The organism is Micromonospora sp. NBS 11-29 (assembly GCF_002140155.1).
Taxonomy (GTDB): domain Bacteria; phylum Actinomycetota; class Actinomycetes; order Mycobacteriales; family Micromonosporaceae; genus Micromonospora.
This window is the reverse complement of record NZ_NAPR01000026.1, coordinates 87,306-95,890: the sequence shown is the minus strand read 5'-3', so window position 1 is coordinate 95,890 and position 8,585 is coordinate 87,306. Positions and strand designations below refer to the sequence as shown.

At 74.0% G+C, this 8,585-nt stretch carries 7 protein-coding genes and 2 pseudogenes; 8 read left to right on the top strand and 1 reads right to left on the bottom strand.

Annotated features, from left to right (window positions below; genetic code table 11):
• Window positions 1–153 precede the first annotated feature (153 nt).
• Window positions 154–543, top strand: a complete 390-nt coding sequence (locus B1205_RS26395; protein WP_089158061.1) for a hypothetical protein — start codon at window positions 154–156, stop codon at window positions 541–543.
• A gap of 1 nt (window position 544) precedes the next feature.
• Here B1205_RS26395 and B1205_RS26390 read toward each other — a convergent pair whose 3' ends face one another.
• Window positions 545–763, bottom strand: a complete 219-nt coding sequence (locus B1205_RS26390) for a DUF397 domain-containing protein (RefSeq protein ID WP_089158060.1) — start codon at window positions 761–763, stop codon at window positions 545–547.
• A 66-nt stretch (window positions 764–829) separates the two neighbouring features.
• Here B1205_RS26390 and pepN point away from each other — a divergent pair.
• The 7 genes and pseudogenes from pepN to B1205_RS26350 form a co-directional block, all read left to right on the top strand.
• Window positions 830–3,279, top strand: a pseudogene (gene pepN, locus B1205_RS26385) (aminopeptidase N); the annotation flags it as partial.
• Between the two features lie 88 nt (window positions 3,280–3,367).
• Complete coding sequence (nadD, locus tag B1205_RS26380) at window positions 3,368–3,964, top strand: nicotinate-nucleotide adenylyltransferase (protein WP_089158092.1); 597 nt, start codon at window positions 3,368–3,370, stop codon at window positions 3,962–3,964.
• 111 nt (window positions 3,965–4,075) lie between these two features.
• Complete coding sequence (rsfS, locus tag B1205_RS26375; RefSeq protein ID WP_089158059.1) at window positions 4,076–4,480, top strand: ribosome silencing factor; 405 nt, start codon at window positions 4,076–4,078, stop codon at window positions 4,478–4,480.
• Window positions 4,477–5,051, top strand: a pseudogene (locus tag B1205_RS26370) (histidine phosphatase family protein). The gene rsfS and the pseudogene B1205_RS26370 overlap by 4 nt, the downstream one beginning before the upstream one ends.
• A 49-nt stretch (window positions 5,052–5,100) precedes the next feature.
• Window positions 5,101–5,952: a DegV family protein gene (locus tag B1205_RS26365; RefSeq protein WP_089158058.1), complete on the top strand. Its 852-nt coding sequence runs from the start codon at window positions 5,101–5,103 to the stop codon at window positions 5,950–5,952.
• Between the two features lie 147 nt (window positions 5,953–6,099).
• Window positions 6,100–6,876 (top strand): SDR family NAD(P)-dependent oxidoreductase, encoded by a 777-nt coding sequence (locus tag B1205_RS26360; protein ID WP_089158091.1) that lies wholly within the window; start codon window positions 6,100–6,102, stop codon window positions 6,874–6,876.
• Between the two features lie 1,050 nt (window positions 6,877–7,926).
• The coding region (locus tag B1205_RS26350) for an SLBB domain-containing protein (RefSeq protein ID WP_254910219.1) at window positions 7,927–8,585 on the top strand (659 nt) is incomplete at its 3' end.

Below are 8,585 nucleotides of genomic sequence, written 5' to 3'. Positions count from 1 at the left end.
CCACCCGGGCGGGGGAGGGGCCAGCCGGGACGGCACTGGCCCCTCCCCGGGCGCGGAAAAGCTGGTTTCCTCGGTGTGCGGATCGGCGGCGACCGGTCCGGCCTCCGCCGGCACAACGTGCGGGGGCGGCCACCGACGACGGGGAGGGCACGGATGCGCGACGACCGGGCGACACGACGGCGGCACCGCGACGCGGTGGCCGGGCTGCGCGGCGGCGGCCGGGAGGAGCCGCTGACCGCCGCGTCCCGCCGCCCCGCGCCCCGGCCACCGCGGTTCTTCACCGTGCACCTCGGCTTCGTGGCCGCCGACGCCGCCGTCGCGCGGGAGCTGGCCGTGGCGTACGCGGAGGCGCTCGGCCTGCTCCGTCCGGAGCTGGCGCTCGGCGCGGCGGCCCTGTCCCCGGCGGACGCCTGGCACCGGGCCGAGCGGCTGTTCTGCGGGGCGGCCGGCCCCGACGACGAACGGTGCGTCGACGTGGCCGGACACCCCGGCTTCCACCACGCGCCCGGCCCGGGCGGGCTCGGCTGGGGCGACGGTGACTGACTCAGTCCAGGTCGAACTCGCCGTCCTGGGCGCCCGCGACGAAGGCGTCCCACTCGGCCTGGGTGAACACCAGGACAGGGCCCTCCGGCTCGGCCGAGTTGCGCATTCCGATCAGGTCGTCGACGAAAGCCACCTCGACCGCACCCTCGGAGGTGTCCCCCTCCGCTCGCTGCCAAACCGCCCGAGAGAGGTCGAAATCGCCCTTGGGGTGCTGACCCATTGCTGTTCCTCCATCGCCACGCGTAACAGGAAGGTCCGAGCGGACCTCATCGGGCAGGATAAGCGGATGTCGAGCCTGACCCGTGCAGAGGCGACCGCGCGTGGCGCGTCGATCACCGTCGAGTCCTACGAAGTGGACCTCGACCTGACCGGCGACGCCGAGCGGTTCCACTCCACCACCACCATCCGGTTCCGGGCCACCCCCGGCGCCGGGACCTTCGTCGACGTCAAGCCCCGCCGACTCCTGCGGGTCCGCCTCAACGACCGTGACCTCGACCCGGCCCTGCTGGCCGACGAACGGCTGCCGGTGACCGACCTGGCCGCGACCAACACGCTCACCGTCGAGGCCGAGATGGCCTACTCCAACACCGGCGAGGGGCTGCACCGCTTCGTCGACCCGGCCGACGGCGAGACCTACCTCTACGCGATGTCCTTCCTGGACGCCGGGCCACGCATCTTCGCCGCGTTCGACCAGCCCGACCTGAAGGCCCCGGTGACGCTGGCGGTCACCGCGCCGCCGGAGTGGACGGTGGCTGCCAACGGCCGGCTCGCCGACCGGCCGGCACCGGGGCGCTGGGAGTTCGCCCCCACCGCGCCGCTGGCCACCTACTTCGTCTCGTTGGTGGCCGGGCCCTGGCACGTGCTGAACTCCGAGCACGACGGCATCCCGCTGGGTCTCTACTGCCGACGCTCGCTCGCCGCGCACCTCGACGCGGACGCCAACGAGATCTTCACCGTCACCCGGCAGTGCCTCGACCGCTTCCACCAGCTCTTCGCCGAGCGCTACCCGTTCGGCAAGTACGACCAGGCGTTCGTGCCCGAGTTCAACGCCGGCGCGATGGAGAACCCGGGCCTGGTCACCTTCCGCGACGACCTGGTCTTCCGCTCCGCGGTCACCGACACCGAGCGGGAGGGGCGGGCCACCGTCATCGCGCACGAGATGGCCCACATGTGGTTCGGCGACCTGGTCACCATGCGCTGGTGGGACGACCTCTGGCTGAACGAGTCGTTCGCGGAATACCTCGGCACCCGGGTCACCGCCGAGGCGACCCGGTTCGACCAGGCGTGGACCACGTTCGCCAGTCGCCGCAAGGGCTGGGGCTGCGCCGCCGACCAGCGCCCCTCCACCCACCCGGTCGCGCCGGAGGAGGTGGCCGACGCCGCCCAGGCCCTGCTCAACTTCGACGGCATCTCCTACGCCAAGGGCGCCAGCGTGCTGCGTCAACTCGTCGCCTGGGTCGGCGACGACGCCTTCCTGGCCGGGTTGAACGCGCACTTCGCCGCGCACCGGTTCGGCAACGCCACGCTGGCCGANGCTGGCTGCGCCGCGCGCAGGTGAACACGCTGCGGATGGAGACCGCGGTGGACCCCGCCGGCCGATGGACCGAGGTGGCGGTGGTGCAGACCGCCCCGGCGACGCACCCGGTGCTGCGTCCGCACCGCATCGGCGTGGCCCACCACACCGCCGACGGCGAGGCGCGCCGGGTCGAGGTCGACCTCGACCCGGACGCCGGCGGTGGCCGCACCTTGCTGCCCGAGCTGGTCGGCGAGCCCGACACCGGCCTGTTGCTGCCCAACGCCGGCGACCTCACGTTCGCCAAGATCAGACTCGATCCGGCCTCGGCGGACGCGGTGCCGACGCTGCTGCCCGGCCTCGCCGACCCGCTGTCCCGGGCGCTGCTCTGGGGTGAGGCGCTCGACGCGGTCACCGACGGGGAACGCCCGGTCGCCGCGCTGGTCGAGCTGATCGTCGCCGCGCTCCCGGCGGAGACCGAGGTGACCATCGTCGAGGACGTGCTGACGCTCAGCCGCCGGCTCATCGACCGCTACCTCGACCCGCTCGCCCGCGACGCCGCGCTGCTCCGGGTGGCCGGCGCCGCCGAGGCGCTCCTGGCCGGGGCGCCCCCGGGCGGCTCGCGGCAACTCGCCGCGGCGCGCGGCCTGATCGCCTCCACCACCGACACCGGGTTGCTGGCCGGGTGGCTGGCCGGCACGGGCGTGCCGTCGGGGCTGGCCGTCGACGCCGACCTGCGCTGGGCGGTGCTGCACCGGCTCGTGGTCCTCGGCGCGGCCGGTCCGACGCAGATCGAGGCCGAGGCGGCCGCCGACCGCAGCGCCACCGGCGCCGAGCGGGCCGCGGGCTGCCGGGCCGCGCTGCCCGACGCCGACGCGAAACGGGCCGCCTGGGAGATCGTCATCCACAACACCGAGCTGTCGAACCGACTGGTCGAGGCGACCGCCGAGGGCTTCTGGCAGCCCGAGCAGGCCGAGTTGACCGCCGGGTACGTGGAGCGCTACTTCACCGACATGCCGGCGGCGTCGCGGCTGCGTACCCCGTGGGTGGCGGACCGGGTCGCCACCCTGGCGTTCCCGCGCTACGCCGTGGCCCAACCCACCCGGGAGTTCGCCGCGGCGCTGCTGACCCGCGACGACCTCACGCCCGGCCTGCGTCGCTGGGTCACCGATTTGGACGACGACCTGCGCCGCGCCCTGGTGGCCCGCACCGCGGTGGCCGCGGCGGNCGGGCGCGGGCCCGGTGACCCGGCGCGGGTCGGGCCCGGTGACCCGGTCCGGCGGTCACCGGGGCTCGGCCTAGGATCGCGGGGTGGAGGAAGACATCCGGCGGATCGGCATCATGGGCGGCACGTTCGACCCGATCCACCACGGTCACCTGGTGGCGGCGAGCGAGGTGGCCGACCGGTTCGGCCTGGACGAGGTCGTCTTCGTGCCGACCGGGCAACCGTGGCAGAAGGCGGACGAACCGGTCAGTCCGGCCGAGGACCGCTACCTCATGACCGTGATCGCCACCGCCTCCAACCCTCGATTCCAGGTGAACCGGGTCGACATCGACCGGGGCGGCCCCACCTACACCGTGGACACCCTGCGCGACCTGCACGCCGAGTACGGCCCGAAGGCGCAGCTCTTCTTCATCACCGGCGCCGACGCGTTGGCGCGCATCCTCTCCTGGAAGGACCTGGACGAGGTCCTCGAACTGGCTCACTTCATCGGGGTGACCCGCCCCGGTTTCGACCTCTCCGACGAGCACCTCCCGGCCGACGCGGTCAGCCTGGTGCAGGTGCCCGCGATGGCCATCTCCTCGACCGACTGCCGCGCCCGGGTGGCCCGGGGGGAGCCGGTCTGGTACCTGGTGCCGGACGGTGTGGTGCAGTACATCGCCAAACGGCGTCTCTATCAACGGTGATCTCGCCCGTTCCGTCCCCGTTCGCGCCGTTAACCGACCAGAACTGGCAAGTCGTCACGCCGCCGGGTGTGAGACGCTTGGAGCGGTCGCACGGTTGATCGAAGGAGAACGGTGACAATTCCCGAACGCGCGTACGAGCTGGCGACGGCCGCGGCCCAGGCGGCGGCCGACAAGAAGGCACAGGACATCGTCATCATCGACGTGGGCGACCAGCTCGCGATCACCGACGCGTTCCTGGTGGCCTCCGCTCCGAACGAGCGTCAGGTGCACGCCATCGTCGACGCCGTCGAGGAGCGCCTGCTGGAGCTGCCCGAGAAGGCCAAGCCGGTCCGCCGCGAGGGCGAGCGGGGTGGCCGCTGGGTGCTGCTCGACTACGTCGACATCGTGGTGCACGTGCAGCACACCGAGGAGCGCGAGTTCTACGCCCTCGACCGGCTCTGGAAGGACTGCCCGCAGATCCCGTTCGTGGATCGCGACCTGGCCGACTCGGCCGCCGGCACCGCCAGCGCCGAATGACCCGCCTGATCATCTGGCGGCACGGCAACACCGACTGGAACGCGCAGGGCCGGGTCCAGGGCCAGACCGACGTGCCGCTCAACGACCTCGGCCGGGAGCAGGCCCGCGCCGCCGCGCCGGTGCTCGCCGCGCTACGCCCCGACGCCGTCGTCGCCAGTGACCTGCGCCGGGCCGCCGACACCGCCGCCGCGCTGGCGGCGCTGACCGGGCTGCCGGTCCGCGCCGACNCGCCGAACGGTTCCCCGACGAATACGCCCGGTGGCGGGCCGGCGACCCCGACCCCGGCGCCGGCGTCGAGAGCCTGGACGACCTCGGCCGACGGCTCGGGGCCGCGTTCCGCGACGCGGCCGATCTGGCCGCCGGCGGCACCGTGGTGGTGGCCACCCACGGCGGCGGCGCCCGGCAGGGCGTCGGTCACCTGCTCGGCTGGGACCACGCGGTGCTGCGCAGCGTCGGCTCGCTGGCCAACTGCCACTGGACGGAGCTGCGCCACGACGACGTTCGCGGCTGGCATCTGCGGGCGCACAATGTCGGTCTGATCACCCAGCCGGCGCTCACCGAACCGGTCTGAACCCTCTCGGCCCCGGCACGGCGGGGCGACATCGGCTAGCGTGCCCGTCATGCCCGTAGCGGTCGTCACCGACTCCACCGCCTACCTGCCCCCCGAGCTGGTCCACGCGCACCGGCTCACCGTCGTCCCGCTGACCGTCGTGCTCAACGGCGCCGAGGGGCTGGAGGGCGTCGAGACCTCGCCGGCCGACGCCACCCGCGCGTTGGGTGCCCGGCGGGTGTCGGTGAGCACCTCCCGCCCGGCGCCGGCACAGTTCGCGCAGGTCTACCGCGCGCTGCTCGCCGACGGCGCCGACGGCGTGGTCTCGGTGCACCTCTCCGCCGAACTCTCCGGCACCGTCGAGGCCGCCCGCCTGGCCGCCGCCGAGGTCGGCGACGACCGGGTCGCCGTGGTGGACAGCCGTTCCACCGGCATGGGCCTCGGCTTCCCGGCGCTCGCCGCCGCCGCGGCCGCCGCCGAGGGCGCCGACCTGAGCGGGGTACGCGCGGCGGCGCTGGACGCGGTCGAGCGGACCACCATCTTCTTCTACGTCGACACGCTGGAGTTCCTGCGCCGGGGCGGCCGGATGAACGCGGCCGAGGCGCTCTTCGGCACCGCCCTCTCGGTCAAACCGATCATGCACATGCCGGACGGCGCGATCGTGGTGCGGGACAAGGTCCGTACCGCCAGCCGAGGCGTGGCACGCCTGGTCGACCTGGCCGTCGAGGCGGCCGGCGACGCCGACGTCGACCTCGGGGTGCACCACCTCGCCGCCCCGCAACGCGCCGAGCAACTGCTGGCGGCGCTGACCGAGCGGCTGGGCGACCGGCTGCACGACACGTACCTCAGCGAGGCGGGCGCGGTGGTCGCCGCGCACGCCGGCCCGGGCCTGGCCAGCGTGGTCGTCCACCGCCGCCCGTGAGCCCGCCGCTCGCGGCTCCCGCGTCGCTTCCGCCCGGCCCTCGCGCGGCCCCCGCGCCGCTTCCGCCAGTTCGGTGAAGTGGAGGTTTCAAGGACCGATGGATGTGACCAAGTCCCCGAACCGGTGTCGGTCTTGCGGGACGACCCGGTGAGCCCTCGGTCGTACGTCGTCACCGGCGGCGGGCGGGGCATCGGGCGGGCGATCGTGGAGCGGCTGGCCGCCGACGGGGGCGCGGTGGTCGTCGTCGAGCGGGACGGCGACGCGCTGGACTGGCTGACCGGACACCCGGCCGCCGACCGGCTGTACGCGGTGACCGGGGACGCCGCCGACGAGACGGTCACCGGTCGGGCCGCCGATCGCGCCGAGGCGCTCGCTCCGTTGGCCGGCTGGGTGAACAACGCCGCCGTCTTCCGCGACGCCGACCTGCACCGGGCGCCCGCGACCGAGGTGTTCGACCTGATCGCGGCCAACCTGCGCCCCACCGTGGTCGGCGCCGGCACCGCCGTACGCCGGTTCCTGGCCGCCGGCGCCGGCGGTGCGATCGTCAACGTCTCCTCCCACCAGGCCCGTCGGGCGGTGCCGGGTGCCCTGCCGTACGCCACCGCCAAGGCCGCCGTGGAGGGGCTGACCCGGGCGCTCGCGGTCGACTACGGTCGGGCGGGGATCCGCACCAACGCGGTCGCGCTCGGCTCGATCCACACCGAACGGCACGCCGCCTACCTCGCCGGTCTGGACCCGGCCGGCGTGCGCCACGTCGAAGCGGAGCTGGCCCGGCTGCATCCGCTGGGCCGGATCGGGCGTGGCGACGAGGTGGCCGAGGTGGTCGCGTTCCTGCTGTCGGCGCGGGCCTCGTTCGTCAACGGCGCGACGCTGCCGGTCGACGGGGGCCGGGCCGCGCTCGGGCTGGACCCGGAGGCGCGCTGACCGGCATCCGTGACAGCTCGCGTTTCGCCACCGCCGTCCCGCGCGGGCTCACCTCGTAGCCCTCGATCCACGCCCATCCGTGGAAGGCGTGCCGGTCGGTCAGCTCCGGATCACCCGGACCACGATCGGCGTGACGAACTGGACGCTCGCCGCCCGGGTCAACCGCACCACGTCACCGGCCCGGAAGATCGACTCGGGGTTCACCGGAGGTGGCGGTCTCGGTGGATCCACCCGACGAAGCGGGTGGACAGGGCCTCGGGACCCGGTATGCCGTCAAAGGGCTTCCCCGATCCGATCGCCGTGCTTGCGATGGGGAAGGTGTGGCGGCGACGTGATGTCGAACGCTGGATCCGAGCGAACCGGCCGGACCTCGCGGATTGATCACCGGCCCTGGGCGATCGCCGACCTGCTGACCGCCGAGAGGGCGGCGCGGGCGCTGTCGGGCCGCTTGATCGATTTCATTCCGCCGAAGTGGCGGTGTCGAGCGGCTTGATCGACCTCGCTTCGCCGAAGTGGCGGTAATCGGGACTGTCGGATGCCTCCACTTCACCGAGCTGGCGATCGAGCCCTCGTCGGTGATCGGTCCGTGCCTCGGAGGCGGTGGGCCGGATCGGACTGGCCGAACGACCTGGTCCGGCGAGAACTGAATCAGAGGGATATACCTCCGAGTCGTTGTGATGAGCCGGGAAGCGCCGCCCGCACCTCGGTGAGGCGGACGAACTGGCGTAGCCACGATGCGCCTCGCTGGGCGGATCTCGATCCTTGGCGAGCGGAGTCGACGGTGGGACGCTGCCTAAGAACTTGAAGGCGTAGGTGAGTCGCCTCCTGAGTCGTTCCCGCCATCAGGTTCGTAGCCCGTACCTGGCCACCACCTTCGTCCGGACCCGGGTCGCCTTCGCCGATCGGAAATGCCCTCGTCAACCCACGCGGGGCCGCGTCGCTACCACATCGGCGGCATGATCGGGTGGCCGTCCACAGCCGCACCGTTGTCCACAGGCGAGGGCCTGCGGGCCGACCCTCGGCGCGCGGTTCGTCGTAACGTCCCGAGCCGTGCCAGATGACGAGGAGACGACCGTGCGGCGGCGGCTCGCCCGGCTGTTCACGCCGGCGGGCCGGACGATCGCCGTCCCGGCTCCCGCCGGCCCTGCACCGGATCCCGTCCGACCGTCGACGCCCGCGTACCCGTTTCTCGATCCGGACCTCGCCGGGCCGCGACGCGGCCATCCGGAGCCCGACGTCGGGCCGGATCCGGCGTCCATGGTGGGCGATGCCGACGGGCATGAGGAAGACGCGGAGTCGGGGGAGCCCGCGCGAGGATTGGCCGCCCGGCTGCCCGGGCCGGGCGCGTTCGACCCGGGGCGGCGGGGTGTGCGCGCCCTCGCCGCGGTAGCCGCGCTCGTCGTCTTGGTGGCCGCCGTCTGGGCGTGGCGCTCCCGCCCGAGCGCGGAACCCGTCCGGCCGGCCGCGCCGGTCACCGAGGCGTCGGGCGGCGCGGCGTCGGGCGGTGCGTCGGCCGAGGTGGCTGCGCCGGCCGGCGCCGCCGCCCAGGTCGTCGTCACCGTGGCGGGCAAGGTCCGTCGTCCCGGGCTGGTCCGGCTGTCGGCGGGCGCCCGACTGGCCGACGCTCTGGAGGCGGCCGGCGGCGCGCTGCCCGGCGTGGACGTGGCGCTGCTCAACCCCGCGCGCAAGGTCACCGACGGCGAATTGAT